The sequence below is a fragment of the Sporosarcina sp. BP05 genome (genome assembly GCF_014282005.1).
GTDB lineage: Bacteria > Bacillota > Bacilli > Bacillales_A > Planococcaceae > Sporosarcina.
This window is the reverse complement of sequence record NZ_JACFTD010000002.1, coordinates 209,804-225,084: the sequence shown is the minus strand read 5'-3', so window position 1 is coordinate 225,084 and position 15,281 is coordinate 209,804. Positions and strand designations below refer to the sequence as shown.

Here is a 15,281-nt window from a genome sequence, read left to right as displayed (position 1 = left end):
CACAGCTTCTTTCATTATCGTTATTCTGCATCTTCGTTCGGTCCGATAGAAATAACGGGTTCTTCTGGTTGTTCCGAATCAGTAGGGTTTGTCGGTTCTGCTGGTTCTGTATTTGGATTTCCAGGTTCTACTGGATCAGTTGGAAGTTCTGGTTCAATTGGGTCAATCGGTTCCATTGGGTCTTCTGTTTCTGTGGGAACTTCAGGATCGGTAGGTTCTACTGGAATAGTAGGTATTTCTGGTTCTGCCCGTTCCTCGGGATTAATTGGTTCAGTTGGATCCTCCGTTTCCTCTGGATCAGTCGGGTATTCGGGTTCAATAGGTTCTACTGGATTAGTTGGCTCTTCCGGGTCTGTCGGTTCTTCTGGTTCAGCAGGCTCTATTGGTTCCCCTGGTTCTGCTGGATTAACAGGAACTACTGGCTCCTCTGGCTCTTCTGGTTCCACAGGGTCCGTTGGGTCTTCTGGAATTATAGGCTCCTCGGGTTCTAACGGTACATCAGGTTCTACTGGATTCTCAGGCTCTGTTGGTACCACTGGATTTGTCGGAACTTCTGGTTCTTCAGGAATCACTGGTTTTATTGGATTTTCCGGCTCCACAGGATTCGTTGATTCTTCCGGAATTGTCGGTACTTCAGGTTCTGTTGGTTTTGCCGGAACTAGCGGTTTTTGCGGTACTGTTTGTTCTTCTGGATTCGCAGGTTCAGTTGGTTTTGTTGATTCTTCTTGCTCTACCGGTACCGAAATAACTGGATTAGATGGCTTCTCTTGCTCAATCGGCTTTTCCAAATCTACTGGTTTAGTTGATGGTACGGGTTCGATTGGCTTTTCAAAATCCGCGGGCTCCGTAGTTTCTTCTGGCGCAACGGAATCCTTTAGATTAGGTTCTATCATTGCTACATCGTCGGAAGCTATTTCAGTCATTTCATCTTTTGCAACAGCAATAATAGATTCATTCAGCTCTTTAAAGTCATCTTCCTCATCAAAGAAAGATATATTTTGCACATCATTTTTATGTGCATTCGCAATGGAATCGTCCAAATCCAAATATTCATCATCAAAGAATGTTACATCAGATTCTTTATTTTTAGTGGCCTGTGCAATCATCACTTCAAGGACATCTTCAGTTTCTGTTAATTCCTCGTCGAAAGTATAACTATCAACGACTTCACCATCATCTTTTTTCTTGATCTGTTCTTCATTTTTTTCTTCTGTGGTTTTTTCTTTCAATTTGTTATAACTGGTATATCCTACACCACTAGCTAAAACGGCTGACAAGGCAATTGCCCCAATCACCGTCACTTTCTTCTTCATATCTTTATTTTCAATTGACAAGTAAATTCCTCCTATGAAATGCTCATTTATGCTTTACCGTTAGATTCTTCAGCTTCTTTTTCTTTTTTCTCTTCTTCCAAGTCTTTGGCATCCGTTTTCTCCTCGATATATGAGTGTAATGAGTTGTCATCAATACTTTTCGCAAATTCAAGAGCCTCATCTTCACGTCCTAAAGCGATATAAGCATCAGCAATAATGTAAGCCCTTCTATCATCCATCTCCATTCTCTCTGCACTTTGAAATTCAATTACTTTTTCGTAATCGTTATTTAACGCAGCAACTTCAAATGTGATTAATGCCGACTCAGTTTGTAAATCTAGTAGTAACTTAAGGTCATTTTTTACGACATAGTAACCGACAATTGATTTATCAAATTCTGGAACATAATCTAATGCTTTTTGTGCATTACCTGACATTAAATACGTGAACAACACGGCATTTCTATCTGCTTTTTCCAACTCATCAAAGTTTAATTTATCGAAGTTTTTAACTGCATCACCGTATTTTTGAATGGCCGCAGCTCTTAAACCTAAAATGAGGTTTTCATCAATAGGCAAAACTATTTTTTCTGTACCATCCTTATTTGCCTCATGAGGCGAATCCAAATTGTTAGCGACGGCATTAGTTTCACCGAACTTAAAATCCGTCAATGTATAAAGGAAACCGAAAACCAATGCAACGCTTAGTACTATTGTGAAAAGAACAGTAATACCAGTTGTCACAAGTGGGCTCCGATTGATTCGCTTTCCGACTTTTTCCGGTTGCTTTCCTGTTTGTAATTGCTCCGTTTCTATTTCTGGTAGTTGTTCATCTGCCACCTTATCGACCACCTCTGTTTCATTATTTTTATGATTGTCTTGTTCCACACTAGCTATTTTTCCTTTATCTGAAATTCGCTTTATATATTCAATTGCGTTCTTTCGTATTTCATCAATCTCTGTTGCGATAGATATATCGTCACTTTTTGGATGTACAAGTTCATTAAAAGTAAAGTAGTTATGGAATTGATAATCCTTTTCTTTATCAACTTCTCTACCTCTATAAACCGAGCTGTCCTTTACCTTTCTTGCTTGATACAAAATAAACGAACGAAAGAAGTTTACGGGTGATCTACCTTCCGTTCCTACATCTGCGAGTAACCATGCCAATCCTATTGGTATAAGAATTAAGATCCCTACAGGTATCCAATTAATTAACCGCCCAATTACAGGGGTAAAATAGATAGTAGACTCCACTATTGCTATCACAAAGAAATACAAAACCGCTTTTAACCGGATTGGCCTGCCTAATTCTAACCCGAATATTTGATAGAGCTGACGTTCAAAACGAATGAAGTTATTCAGCACATATAACGGAATCTTGTTAATGTCTTTTCACCTCCAAGCTGTATCTTTCAAACTAAATAGCAAGAGGCACTTAATCTGTACAAGTCCTCTTGCATGTAGATCAAACAAATTTAGTTACCTAAATTCAACTTCTCAGCAATAAATTCAGATATGTTAATTAGAATGTCCGGTTGAACAATGAAGATTCCAATAAACGCAAGACCAAGAACTACCCCAATCATTGCAATCCATGCTCTCTTAAATGCTGTCACAATCAATGCAACAAAAAGAACGATGAATAATGCCCATTTGATTTCTTGTGAGAACCATGTAAATAATCCTTCTAAACTCATACAATTCACCTCCCTTTAAAATAAAAAAATACAGACACAATTGTCTGCACCTACATACTGCTTATTCATTTTCCGTATCATTTTTATCCACTTGATCACTTTCAGCATCGTGATTTTGATCCTGATTATCTTCCTCTACTTCTATAGCTTTTTCAATTTCTGCTTCTGCTTTTTTCTTATCCTTTAACTCATCAATGTATTGTTTATTGTTTATGAATAACACGGTGTAACGCATTTCCTTTTCAACCAACACAAGAATATAGGTAGATATAAATTCGATTCCTGTATTGGGTTCCGCCAATACAACCTCCGTTCTTACAATTTTCTCACTCACTTTCTTACCTTCAAATACTTCTGTATTCTTCAAGCTAACAAAATCCATTGTTTTATTAAGACCATTTTGATGTTTAGGGTCCTCAACGATGTAGGTTAACTTATCTTTTGCATCATTTGCATAGGCTTCAAAAAACGTCTCCATGAAGGCACGAATGTTTTGCATGCTTCCATTATTAATTGGTTTCAACCCCTCCGTTTCAGATTCAATACCTTTACCTACTATCTCTTCATTCATATACGTGAAGCTTGGAAGTTCATAAACTGCGAAACGACTTTCTTCACCGTCATATAAGATTGGAACAGATATATATTTTACTGCTTCAATTTTTTCAGGAACAACAGCTTCATTTTCTGTCGCTTTATCATTCTCCTTTTTTTCTTTACCGGTAGGATTTTCAAAACTTATTTTAACTTGAAAAATGACTCGTGCTCGGTTGTCCCCCAAATCTTCAACTTCTTTTAAAAGTATATTTTCCCGTAAAATCTTTGAACTCCACTTCTTATCACCTGTTGCGGCTAGATCACTTAACTTTTCGGGCAAATAAAAACTTAACTTCATTTTTCGTTGAGCACGATCTTCATTACCAATATTCCATGTGAAGTATTCTGCTACAAATCCTTTTGAAAACTCTACCCCCTCAGCTGCTAAAGCCTTATTCACCTGTAAATTTCCCGCCTCATTGCCGGCATTCGAACTCCCACTGGTTGAAAACACATTTACGAAAACAATAAAAAGCATAAACAAAAAAAGCATCCAGAAAGTAAATGCACCTAGCTTTTTGGCTCGATACCCTTTCGGTCTGCTTTTCTTTTCAAGTTTTCGCATATCTTTTTTACGTTTTTCATTTTCAGATGACTTTTTGAATACATCCATCGACTTTTTTACAATACCATCCTTTTTTCCATTGGATTTCCCTAACTTCTTCCGCAAGTTTTGTGGACCTCCTTCTTTTCTTTTTGTTCAAACTTTACACGACTCATCACATTCTTTTTGAACTTCCTACCATAATAAAAATAGCGACAATTAATAGCAGCGTTGTGATTGTCCCATATTTAACAAGGGATGATTCATAAAGAGTGCCGATGTGCATTTTCAGTTCCTCCCACAACGGGACTAAGGTTGGAAACTGTTCTAATAATAGACTACCGACAACAGCGATTAAGAATATCATTAGGATGATTCCGATAATTGTTTTAAACACGAATTCACCTCCCTTCAAGGAATTGCACGATGACTTGCCCTTTTATTAATATCAATTGTTTCCTATCTTTTAGGGGAGCCTGATCTATTTAGACTCTTTGCGATTAACGAAGCAAAAAATATCATGCTTATGAAACGACCAAAACGATTCAATTTCCTTGTTAGTCCTTCTTAATTTTCAAATCGTTTTTTTCGCTTAGTAGCATCTGGCTGGATATAGCTCGCATGTTCTTTCTTAAATAGTTTGATAGCGTCCTCTTCTGTTCTTACGCGCCCTTTCTTCATATACTCAATCATTTTCACCAACTTCTCTTTTGAATGATACAAAGGAATTAAAGTAGATTTAGTCATTAACGCATTTTCTACCGTCTTAATATTTGTTTGAAGCGCTGCTATATTTTGCTCAAAGAAAAGTGATGTTTCATTTGCTCCTGCTCTGGATTTGTTATATTTCCTAACAATAAAGTTGTAGGCGTAAATGAGCAAAACAATTATCGCTATATAAATTGCTGTATAGAACAGAAAAACAGGTGTGTAGATGAAAATAAATAGATCCACACCATTGCGAACGTAATTAACAAGCACCATGAAAATCGGCACCCATATGAAAAGGTGTTTTACCGTTTTACGTCCTGTTGCTTTACTTACGGTCCTTTCATCCATTGGATTCTTATAAGCTGTTTCCAATTCTACTAATTCATTTTCTAACATTTCTTTTAGTATCACAGTTCTATAGGTTTCTTCTATATTCAATAGCACGAGATTACTCCTTTCAATTTAAATTGATAATAATGATACTCTGTAACGCGCTTTCAATCCTTCTAATTTTACTTCTGGCATTTCTACGCAGTAATAATCTGTTCCGCGATGCTCAATCCTACAGAGCTTGTAATAGCCCCCTTCTTTCATTTCTAAATCCTCCTGCCAAAGATCAAGAAAAGCACCACTTGTTAATTCAAAGCTATTTAATTCATACCTGGCCCTACTGTTTTTCCGTAAATAGCCTTCAATTTGAATTTCCTTACTCAAATCAACAATTGATGTATATGCTTCTTCAAGTCCTAATTTAGCTTTATACAGCGTGAAATACCTTTGCACATCTTCCGAATTTAAATCGAAAATATTGATGTTATCCATCAGGTCATCCATTTCCTTCAAAAGCCGTTTTATTGTACTACCTGCTTTGCGGTAACTTTCTACGGTATCTTCTACTAATTTCATTTTAAAATCCCCCTCCTATTTATTCGAAATCGTTAATATGAACTCCCTAAATTCAATAACTGAGTGGAACCCTAATGCCTCTCTAATTTTCTTTTTTGTTACACCTTCTTCAAGCAGCGTTCGTATTTCTTGAATTGTAATCTCTTGTTTCTTTTCCAGAATCGCTTCAATATTCGTATCTGTATGCCATAGCTCGTCACCTACGCTCCGCATTCTTTTATAGTTGGGACAGCCACCACAAATTGTTTCGACAAGTGCCTTGATTTGTGAGCTATCCCCCGTCATTACTAAACTTCTATATTCACAGGAGTCACAAACTCTCAGCGTTTCAGATACTTTTAAAAACTTTTTCTTTTTTCTTGCACGCAATTCTTCTTTTGTCCTATCCATTTCAACACCTCCCTTTAATTAATCAAAATTAACACCAAAAGACGATAGCATCGCACTCGCGCTATCGTCAATCGCCTGTTCATTCATTTTATTGTCGTCAGGTTTGTTTACTTCTTCATTTTTAATTGCTACAGCATTCCCTATCTTCACTAGCAACTCTTGATGTTGCAATTCTTGATTTTCTTTTAATGACTTTATTTCAGCCAAAAGATCTTGGATTCCTTGCTCCGTTTTCTTTCCTTCCGACATCGTACGAAAGGCGAATCTCAGCATCTGCCGAATTGTTTCACTTCGCTTATTATCCGGAACTTGTTGAAGTAATTTATAAATTTCTTTATCCTCTTCTTGCAAACGAAAGCTATATCGCTTCTCCCAATTAACACTCATATCAAATCACTGAATTTCGACGCTCTAATTGATCAAATACTGATTTTCCTAATCTTAAATAACCGATGGTGTTTGCAAACTGGCTTTCAGTAATCTTTACCAATCGATTATCAAAGTGTGGCTGGATGAATGGCTCAAAGAGTTCTCCTCCACCACCGGCCAAGAATATCGCATCAAATAGATCAGATTCTTCAGCCCATACATTTTTTAATCGGTCAACAATATTAGTGGCTATGGATTTCTTACTAGACTGAATGATATTACTGAAATCAATTTTATTTCCTTTGTAAGTCAATTGTTCGTCTTTTAATATTCGGGAAATGTAATGTTCACTTAAATCCGCACCACCTGTTTTTGTTTTATAAGCTTGACGGATATCCCTATATAAATTGTTTACACCGTCGTCCACCGTTCCTGATAGCTTTGCTTTAGGAACAAATGAACCGTTCTGTTGAATCTCGACTACAACAAAGTCCGTTGTCCTAAATCCGATATCAACCAATCCGATAAGCGTTCCCTGATTCATTAGATGAGGATAGGTATATTTCCCGTCATGATTAATCAATGCTGAAAAGATAGCTGAAGCACCTTGTGGAAACACTAAGGCACGTTCAATATTTACTTGTTTAGCACCATCTATTAGTGGACCTGATTTCCATTCAATTTGGGATTGGATCCCCGTAATAGACGTTTGAAAATCCTTTGCCTGGGCTTGGTAGAAATCCAGTGGAAGTCCCGTTGACAAATTCACAGAACCCCCTCTTCCGTCGGTGACAAGTTGAATAGCCGTATTAAGTAGAATGTGTGTGTACATATGATTAAAGCGTTCACGTTCAAAGATACGAGATAAAGAACGTGATTCATTTGCTAGTTCTCCCACAAAATAATCTTCACCTTTGATTGATACATGTATATTCGCTAAGTCATTTGGCGTATCTCCGAGGATATTTGTAATTCCCCTGTCGTATCCTTTCCCAACCAACGAAGGAAAAATTATTCTCTTTCCTGATGATGAAATCGCTTTGACGTAGCCATAACCTAAATCCACTGCAACGTTTTCCAATTTTTGACCTCCTATAAATTCAAATTACTTTTTCAAGTACAACCCAACCTATCGCTATAACAAGCAACAGTCTCGTGATTCTGTCTATCCACATAAAACTGAATGAAGGAATTGCAATCCCGACAGATTTAGCTGACGGATAGAAGAGTTTCACTTTTCCGGTTAACATGTCTCCTGCAATATGGGCAAGTATCCCTGCACTTACTGACAAAGCTAGCCATAATTCTGTAAACGGGTATATAAAAATCCCTGCTAATAACGTAAATAGCAGGGAGTGTGTAAAAGTCCGATGACCAAATATAGAATTAAGTGGTATAGCTATAAAGAAGAACAACTTTCCAAACTTAGATTTCGGTTCATCAAGATCCGGTAGCACACCTGCAATTCCTCCTACCACCGCTCCTCGCCAATCACCCCCTGTAACTGTATATCCGGCTATCATTCCTGATAAAGCGTGTGTGGACCACTCCATGAATCAACCTCGATTCTAAATTATCGTTTACTTCTTTCATTTTTTCATATCCCAATTTATATCCCCTTCCTTCCAATTAGTGATTTTGTTCCTCTTAAAAACAACCGAAATATTTCGATTGCTTTTGACAGATACAAAAGTGGTTACGATTCGCATATGCCGTTCAGTTGTGTTGTACGAAATACTACTTAAGGAAAATTGAAGAGTGAAACATGGGATTTTTGCAACAAAAAAACACTGAAAATAATCAGCGTTTTTTGGTTATTATTTTATCGTGCTTCCTAAACAAACGCACCCTTGTGCTGAACATATACATCCATTTTCATGAATTCCTTCTGCCTAGCCCTTCGAGTAGAATACCAAAGCCAAACAAGATGATTCCTATTCCAAATGCATATTTAAAATAAATTGAGTCCGTTCCGCCAAGGGTATAATATAAACCAATCAAGCTTAAAATTATTCCCAATATGGTGCAAAAGCTCCCTATGAATTTCATACTTCCCCCCTCGAATGCTTGCTCATAGCTATTTAAAACATTCCTTGCTTGGTCAAGTTTTCATATAATTTAATTCCATTATCTGGCCCTATTGTTGAACGGGTGCAAATCCTTATTCCAGAATTGCACCCTATTATTTAACATCGGAACTTTTAGTCTAAGTATTATAGTCTATATGATTTTATTTCCATTACCTTTCCAGACTTTGCAGTGTTACTAAACATATATACATCGCAGAAATCAATTTTTGTTCCATTAGCTAATGAAATTACACCATTTATTGAAGCGAACTTCCCGTGAGTTATCACTTGATAAATTTCCAGGCAGTCAACGATGACTATATTTTTTTTTTGTAAAATAGTAATGAATGAACTCAGACCCTCTATTTTTTTATTATCTTTTAACTGATACCAAATGATAGCTTCATCCGCAAATTCCTTAATGATTTCATTTTGCTGTTTTAATATAGCTACTGTAAAATCAATAACTATTTGTTTCCTTGGAGCATTGTCACATCCCTTTGGAACGATAAGCTTCATTTCATTTGAAGAATTGTTCACTTAATCCAACCTCCTAAGAAAAATTTTCAGATTTACTTTCCTTAAACACGAAATAAGGCAATGTCATAAGGTCTACTTGCTACAGAATTTGGCCCGATTGTTGAACTTCAAGAACTTTTTTAATACTCAATATCATTATAGCAAAGATACCAAAAAAACCTTCCGAAAAAGGAAAAGTATTCCAGGTTCATGTAATTGAATCGTTACTTAAACTTTTATTCCACTCAACTGAACGGGTTTGATTCACATAAATATTCACTATAATAAATTTGGATCATGGCGTTGAATGCGTTAAAACAGGGGCTGAATAATTGAAGAGCTATAAGAGCAGACATCGCGATCCCTCACTTTTTTTCAGCCCAGGTTTTAATTCGTTCCAATTTCTATTTCCAAAACTACTGCAAAATAATAGGGTTTGCAATCTTTTATAAAACATACTGACATATCATACGCTTTAAATTACAACTACTTTCCTCCGAACTTTTCGCTCAAGATACAGGTGGAAATTCTAGTATGGCAGTTGTATATTTAAGAGTGAGATAGAGAGTCTTCCTGAAATTCCCCCAAAACCCTTTCACAACAACGTTTACACAGACTTTTACGTGTAGAGATTTATCTACACATGTGTAGAATTTTTTCGACACCCCTTTTTCATATTAATCCCTTTAATATGCGCATAGAAGGTGTAGATTTTTTTCGACACCCTCTAAAAGAAGTGTTGAAATTCTATATAAATCAACAATAATGGGTGTCGTATTTTCTCGACACCTCGCTAACTCATTTCAGTTTTTTGAATTCCAAATAACTTTTCCTGCTATACAACCTTCCGAACTCTTCTCCATTTTTTATCCATAACTTCCAGGAAAGCAATGCCTTCTTTCTTTCCAGTTTATCAAATTCGATAACCAATTTTGATAATGTAGCATTTATTCTATTTCGATCTCCGGCATAAATAATTTCGGGATTCATAAATAATGGTCTTCGAGTAACGCTTCTTTTATGTTCCTTAATCTCTTGTGAATCTACAAGTTCAAATAATATTCCTTTTACTAAAAGACTTTGGATTGTTGCACTAATTCCTGTTCGATCACGATTTAAATACTTTGCAATTTCTGAGACTGTCATAAATTGTCCGGATTCTCTATCGGTAATGCCATTTGAATGTAGTTGGACCAACGGCATCAATGAAAAAAGAAAACCTAATTCTGCATTTGTCAGGAATTCTTTCCTGATAAGCACATCGAGGTTTTCTTGAATTGTTTGAACAAATAATGCCTTGTTTTTATTTTTCAACTTGTAAAGAGCGTAACCTTGCACATTCGCTTTCTGTTCTTCTATTGCGACAGCAGCTACATCAACTAACTTCTCACCATCGCGAAGTCTAGCATGCTTCTCTGCTGCTTCTAAAGCGTTCTGCATGTCCATTTCTATATCACCCCCTCTCACCGCTTGCATTGCCCGTACTGAATCGGTTGTTATATTCGGTATAGTCTATTGATACATAATAAAATCCCTTTTTTAAAAGACTTCTCAATTTCTCATAAACTTGTATTAAAGATTGAAATGATTTTTGATGGAAAACTTGGAGGGGGAGGAAAAAAAAGATCCTGCTTTTCCTTGTGTCTCTGACGACTTTCAAAAGGTATTAAAAGCAGTAAATAAACTCTTATAAGTAGCGTTATGTCAACCTAGTGTGTATGGAGGAGACAAACCCACTCAGAAATCCATCTTGTTTCGGATGTTTGGGGAACAGTAGAGTTAAAAAACGAAGGGAAAAATAACAGCCCTTCGTTTTTTAATTATCCTAAGAAAAATATGCTATCGTCGCAATAGTAGAAACTAATAACACAACTAAAAAAATAACTAGGGATATTATTTTTAAAGCACCGTCCATTACTACATCTCCTTTAGATATTAGCATATCCAAATTGGAGAAAAATCAGGTGAAAAAAACGTGTTGAAAAAACTTCCAATAAGCCCGTTCAGCGATCGAATCGATGGGGTTTAGAAAGTAGACCGTTGAGTCTACAAATCTGGAGATGAAACACGGTAAAGCCCTTTCGACACAACTTTAAAAATTGATTCACAATGGTTTAAAAGTCCTGTATACTCTTTCAAAAGGGTGGGTGTTGTTAATGGATGATGAAGGAGTTTCTTTATACGATAGATTACCGTTAGAAATGTTAGCAGGATTTTATTATCATATAAACAAAAACATAGAGAATGGAATTTTAACTAATGCTATGTACCATGAAATAGATCTAATTAAACAAATTGCCACAAAAAAAGGTATCTCATTGACAGACCTGTATAATCAAGGATCACTTATGAAATGATATACATAAGTATCGTATACAAGCCCGTTCTGCGACCGAATCCATAAAATAAAAAACCACTGATTCAATCAGTGGTTTATATTACAGTCATCATGTAATATTTCGACAGTATTACCGTATGGACTATTTAATAAACACCTAATCCTACAATAATTTCCACTAACCTTTAACAGAGCCCACCACAAAAAGAGTGAACCAATAATTGGCTCGCTCTTTTTTATCGTCATCATTTTTCGTTTTACCATTCTTACTCATGTCTATTACACTGTCCACTGTATGATGGACTAAATCTCTAAGGAAAACTGCCGCACCTGTAAGGGGTACAGTCAGAGAAATGCGGATTTACAACGATAAGTAACTTACAGCAAAAAACCGATTCCCTTACAAACGTTAGGAATCGGTTTTTTCAAATTAGACTTATTAGGCAATCGTGCCCGTTTGTAGAATCATTTTTTTCCAAATTCTCTAATATAGAATATCAACATATACAACATAAAAAGTACATTAGCCAGGGCAGCAATCACGACGATAGAACCTGCTACAGTAAAGTTTGATAACATTATCTAACCACCTCATTCTGCAGTCTGGCCCGTTTGTTTAATTTTATCATCTCCCAATTCCAATAGAGTATACGAGGTGATACGATTTGATAAGCCGCTGTTTCTTTTTGTCAGTTTATTATTTCTTATGGAAATCTCCATCGCTTTTTCTGTACCAATCAAAACGATTCTTTCTTTTGCCCTAGTCATTCCTGTATACATTAAATTCCGCGCCAACATAACGTAGTGGCTTGTGGTAGCAGGGATTATGACAATAGGTGCTTCACCGCCTTGCGATTTGTGAATTGTGATTGCGTAACCTAATTCTAATTCTTTGGTTTCGCTTTTTTCGTATGATACTTTTATTCCCATGAAATCACATGTCATTTTCTCAACGGTCTCACTATTTTCAATTACTTCTTTTGAAATTTTAGTAATCACACCAATATCGCCATTAAAAACGCCTTTAGATTGATTATTTTTAATTTGAATAACTTTATCACCCAGCCTGAAAAGGTTTTTGCCTATCTTCCATTCATTTTTGGTCGAGTCAGCAGGATTTAAAGCATCTCTCAACTGATCATTCAATACAATTGTTCCAACAGGTCCCTTTTTCATGGGACTTAAAATCAAAATATCCGATATGGGATGACCTAATTCTTGAAAACGTAAAGCACTTCTTACAATATAGTCTGCGATTCGTTTTGGATCTTCTTGATGAATAAAATAAAAATCACCTTTATCGCTATCGATAAGAAGTGATTTACCTTGATTAACCCTATGAGCATTACTTATGATTTGGCTTTCTTGCGCTTGTCTAAATACTTCTGTAAGAGCCACTGCTGGTAATCCCGACTGAATCATGTCGCTAAGAACATTACCCGGATTAACCGATGGCAATTGATCCGTGTCACCTACAAAGAGAATTTTCGTATCATTTTCAAGTGCATCTATCAGTAAACTTGCTAACTGAACATCCACCATCGACATTTCATCAACGACTAACAAATCGCAAGAAAGTTTATCTTGCCAATTATAGGTAGGTATTTCACCTTGCTGATACCCAATGAGCCTATGGATTGTAGATGCGTCATGTCCAGCTACTTCTGACAATTGTCTACTCGCCTTTCCAGTCGGGGCCGCTAAGCATATAATCAATTCTGGATGCAACTCTTTATACATGTCAATCATGGCACGTATAACGGTTGTCTTACCTGTTCCAGGACCACCAGTGAGTATTAACATCTGTTCCTCAAATAACCGCCTAATCGCATCACGTTGCTTCTCAGCTAGGATGATTCCCTGCTTCTTTTGATAGTTGGTTATCCGTTTTTCTAACGAAGGCAATGCTACGCCATCCCGAGAACCCTTCATTTCTGAAAGTTTCCGAGCTAACCTGTCTTCATATGTGAATAAAAACTTTGGGTAAACGCAATTGTCTTCAATAACGATATGATTCTCTTCTAAACGGTAAATACTTTGTGCTAATTCATCCATCGAAACTTTGTTCTCTTCAATCGTATTATGGTTTAATGCACGTGCAGCTTCTGCAAGCAGACTTTCTTCCATCACATAACAATGGCCTGAATTGAAGCATGTTTCTTTTAGAACATAGTTCACACAAGCATCAATGCGGTATCCTGATAAGGGTGATATACCGATCTTTTGAGCAATTTCATCAGCCTTTAAGAACCCTATCAGGTTTAACTCTGTTAGCTTATATGGATTTTCTGTAACAACTGTTACCGTATTAGACTCATATTCTTTATACAGCCGCATCGCCATACGAGCGGATATGCCGAATACAAGTAGTTCCGAAATTATTTTCTGTACCTCAAACGTAGACCTGACGCTTTCTACAATGATACTAGCGCGTTTCTTCCCGATTCCTTTAATCCCTTGTAAACTTGCCTCACCTTGTTGGCTAATTAACATCAAAGCGTCTTCACCCAACTTTTCAGCAATGACCACTGACTGTTTCGGCCCACATCCCTTTATTAGAGGCGATGCTAGGAATGCAATCACTTGATCTTTCGTTTGCGGAATCGGCCTTTCCCAAAACTCTACAACAAACTGTTTCCCAAATTCCATATGATTTTCCCATGTCCCACGAACCTTTACTTCTTCACCTTTATTTACCCCGTAAATGCTTCCTTTAATTGTGAGTTCTTCATTATCCGTTTGCAATTTAGCAATCAGAAAATCCTCATTTCTATAAAGAACCTTTACAACTATTCCAATGAATTCATTCATTCCAAACTCACCATTTTATCGTCTCTATACAATATGGATCTAAAGCGTTTAAGAAATGCAAAAGAACTTTGGGCTGGGATAAGGTTTTGTACTTCAATATCATTATAAAGAGTCAAGAATAAATCCATAGGCATCACTACTGTTTGACGTTTACGACGAATAAACGCTTTACATCGTTCTACGTTTCTAATAACTGGGTTAGAGGAATTAATTTCATTTTTCATTTCATTTACAGAATCAACAACTTTAGTTGCAATAATATCAATTTTTTCGAGTAAAACTTTTTCTTCAACAGTACCAACTACTTTATTCGCTTCATGCAGGATTTCGTTTCTTGCTTCAACAAACTCTTCACTTGATAGAATTTCTTCAAATTGCATTTCCACTTCTGGTGTAATATCTACCTGTTGGAAGAAAGCATCGATTTCTTCTTGTGGAACATTGTACTTACTTGGAATTCCTGTTACGTTAGGCACCGATTTTACTAAGTGCCATAAATTATCTGGGAAGTAATAAAAATCTACATTTAACTCTACTAAAATATATCCGCTAATTACGCTACTTATTTTCTTCGTATTCTTTCGAACTTTCCTCAAGTCTTTGGAAAGTTCACGGATGCTGTCTTTGTATGTTTCAAGCAAGGCAAGAGAATTGGCATCATTGTATTCTTTCAGTTTGTCGCAAGCGATGCGAAGATTGTTCAAACCTGCTTGAATTCTCTTTACATACAAGTGTTCAGAAATGTCATTTGTGTTTAACCCAGAAAGATCAACAGCAGTATTGTTTTCACGAATGATTTCTGTGAATGTTTCCATTGCATAAATGGTTTTAACCATTGAATCCCCTGCTCTACTCAAAACAGTATTCAACATCTCTTTCACTTCAATTTCCGCTCCGCTACGAACCTGAACTACAAAGTAAGCCATTTCTACCTATCTCCCTTCTATTAATCCACTAATTGAGCGATTTGTCCCTATTCTGCCTGTCCTAGTCTTACAACTGCCACTGTCGAATA

General features: G+C 36.5%; 16 protein-coding genes. 1 reads left to right on the top strand and 15 read right to left on the bottom strand.

The window, feature by feature from the left end:
• Positions 1–20 precede the first annotated feature (20 nt).
• The 13 genes from H2672_RS02925 to H2672_RS02865 form a co-directional block, all read right to left on the bottom strand.
• Entirely contained in the window at positions 21–1,334 is a 1,314-nt protein-coding gene (locus H2672_RS02925; protein ID WP_186668748.1) for a hypothetical protein, read from the bottom strand.
• Positions 1,335–1,360: 26 nt separating this feature from the next.
• Positions 1,361–2,680, bottom strand: a complete 1,320-nt coding sequence (locus tag H2672_RS02920; RefSeq protein ID WP_186668746.1) for a TcpE family conjugal transfer membrane protein — start codon at positions 2,678–2,680, stop codon at positions 1,361–1,363.
• 110 nt (positions 2,681–2,790) lie between these two features.
• A complete protein-coding gene (locus H2672_RS02915; RefSeq protein WP_186668744.1) occupies positions 2,791–3,012 on the bottom strand; it encodes a hypothetical protein in 222 nt (73 codons plus the stop codon).
• 61 nt (positions 3,013–3,073) lie between these two features.
• Positions 3,074–4,279, bottom strand: coding sequence for a conjugal transfer protein (locus H2672_RS02910; protein WP_186668742.1), 1,206 nt, complete (start codon positions 4,277–4,279; stop codon positions 3,074–3,076).
• 49 nt (positions 4,280–4,328) lie between these two features.
• Positions 4,329–4,550 (bottom strand): hypothetical protein, encoded by a 222-nt coding sequence (locus H2672_RS02905; protein WP_099630314.1) that lies wholly within the window; start codon positions 4,548–4,550, stop codon positions 4,329–4,331.
• A gap of 170 nt (positions 4,551–4,720) precedes the next feature.
• Entirely contained in the window at positions 4,721–5,308 is a 588-nt protein-coding gene (locus tag H2672_RS02900) for a hypothetical protein (protein WP_186668740.1), read from the bottom strand.
• Between the two features lie 18 nt (positions 5,309–5,326).
• On the bottom strand, positions 5,327–5,770 hold the full coding sequence (locus tag H2672_RS02895; protein WP_186668738.1) for a DUF5348 domain-containing protein: 444 nt from the start codon (positions 5,768–5,770) through the stop codon (positions 5,327–5,329).
• A gap of 15 nt (positions 5,771–5,785) precedes the next feature.
• Positions 5,786–6,160 (bottom strand): hypothetical protein, encoded by a 375-nt coding sequence (locus tag H2672_RS02890; protein WP_186668736.1) that lies wholly within the window; start codon positions 6,158–6,160, stop codon positions 5,786–5,788.
• Positions 6,161–6,178: 18 nt separating this feature from the next.
• Positions 6,179–6,547, bottom strand: a complete 369-nt coding sequence (locus H2672_RS02885) for a hypothetical protein (RefSeq protein ID WP_186668733.1) — start codon at positions 6,545–6,547, stop codon at positions 6,179–6,181.
• A 1-nt stretch (position 6,548) separates the two neighbouring features.
• Positions 6,549–7,610, bottom strand: coding sequence for a ParM/StbA family protein (locus H2672_RS02880; protein WP_186668732.1), 1,062 nt, complete (start codon positions 7,608–7,610; stop codon positions 6,549–6,551).
• Between the two features lie 19 nt (positions 7,611–7,629).
• Positions 7,630–8,082 carry a metal-dependent hydrolase gene (locus H2672_RS02875; RefSeq protein WP_186668730.1) on the bottom strand — a complete coding sequence of 151 codons (453 nt, stop codon included), beginning with the start codon at positions 8,080–8,082 and terminating at the stop codon, positions 7,630–7,632.
• Between the two features lie 660 nt (positions 8,083–8,742).
• On the bottom strand, positions 8,743–9,138 hold the full coding sequence (locus tag H2672_RS02870; RefSeq protein WP_186668728.1) for a hypothetical protein: 396 nt from the start codon (positions 9,136–9,138) through the stop codon (positions 8,743–8,745).
• A 777-nt stretch (positions 9,139–9,915) separates the two neighbouring features.
• Positions 9,916–10,563 (bottom strand): MarR family transcriptional regulator, encoded by a 648-nt coding sequence (locus H2672_RS02865; protein ID WP_186668726.1) that lies wholly within the window; start codon positions 10,561–10,563, stop codon positions 9,916–9,918.
• 710 nt (positions 10,564–11,273) lie between these two features.
• On the opposite strand from H2672_RS02865, the gene H2672_RS02860 reads away from it, so the two are divergent.
• Positions 11,274–11,474, top strand: a complete 201-nt coding sequence (locus tag H2672_RS02860; protein ID WP_186668724.1) for a hypothetical protein — start codon at positions 11,274–11,276, stop codon at positions 11,472–11,474.
• A gap of 572 nt (positions 11,475–12,046) precedes the next feature.
• On the opposite strand, the gene recD2 is transcribed toward H2672_RS02860, so the two are convergent.
• Complete coding sequence (gene recD2, locus H2672_RS02855; RefSeq protein WP_186668722.1) at positions 12,047–14,266, bottom strand: SF1B family DNA helicase RecD2; 2,220 nt, start codon at positions 14,264–14,266, stop codon at positions 12,047–12,049.
• Positions 14,263–15,192: a transcription termination/antitermination NusG family protein gene (locus H2672_RS02850; RefSeq protein WP_186668720.1), complete on the bottom strand. Its 930-nt coding sequence runs from the start codon at positions 15,190–15,192 to the stop codon at positions 14,263–14,265. Before H2672_RS02850 ends, recD2 begins: the two co-directional genes overlap by 4 nt.
• Between the last annotated feature and the right edge of the window lie 89 nt (positions 15,193–15,281).

Coding starts and splice junctions, on each gene's coding strand:
- H2672_RS02915 (WP_186668744.1), bottom strand. CDS start 3,012: ATGAGTTTAGAAGGATTATTTACATGGTTCTCACAAGAAATCAAATGG.
- H2672_RS02895 (WP_186668738.1), bottom strand. CDS start 5,770: ATGAAATTAGTAGAAGATACCGTAGAAAGTTACCGCAAAGCAGGTAGT.
- H2672_RS02890 (WP_186668736.1), bottom strand. CDS start 6,160: ATGGATAGGACAAAAGAAGAATTGCGTGCAAGAAAAAAGAAAAAGTTT.
- H2672_RS02885 (WP_186668733.1), bottom strand. CDS start 6,547: ATGAGTGTTAATTGGGAGAAGCGATATAGCTTTCGTTTGCAAGAAGAG.
- H2672_RS02875 (WP_186668730.1), bottom strand. CDS start 8,082: ATGGAGTGGTCCACACACGCTTTATCAGGAATGATAGCCGGATATACA.
- H2672_RS02865 (WP_186668726.1), bottom strand. CDS start 10,563: ATGGACATGCAGAACGCTTTAGAAGCAGCAGAGAAGCATGCTAGACTT.
- H2672_RS02860 (WP_186668724.1), top strand. CDS start 11,274: ATGGATGATGAAGGAGTTTCTTTATACGATAGATTACCGTTAGAAATG.
- recD2 (WP_186668722.1), bottom strand. CDS start 14,266: ATGAATGAATTCATTGGAATAGTTGTAAAGGTTCTTTATAGAAATGAG.
- H2672_RS02850 (WP_186668720.1), bottom strand. CDS start 15,192: ATGGCTTACTTTGTAGTTCAGGTTCGTAGCGGAGCGGAAATTGAAGTG.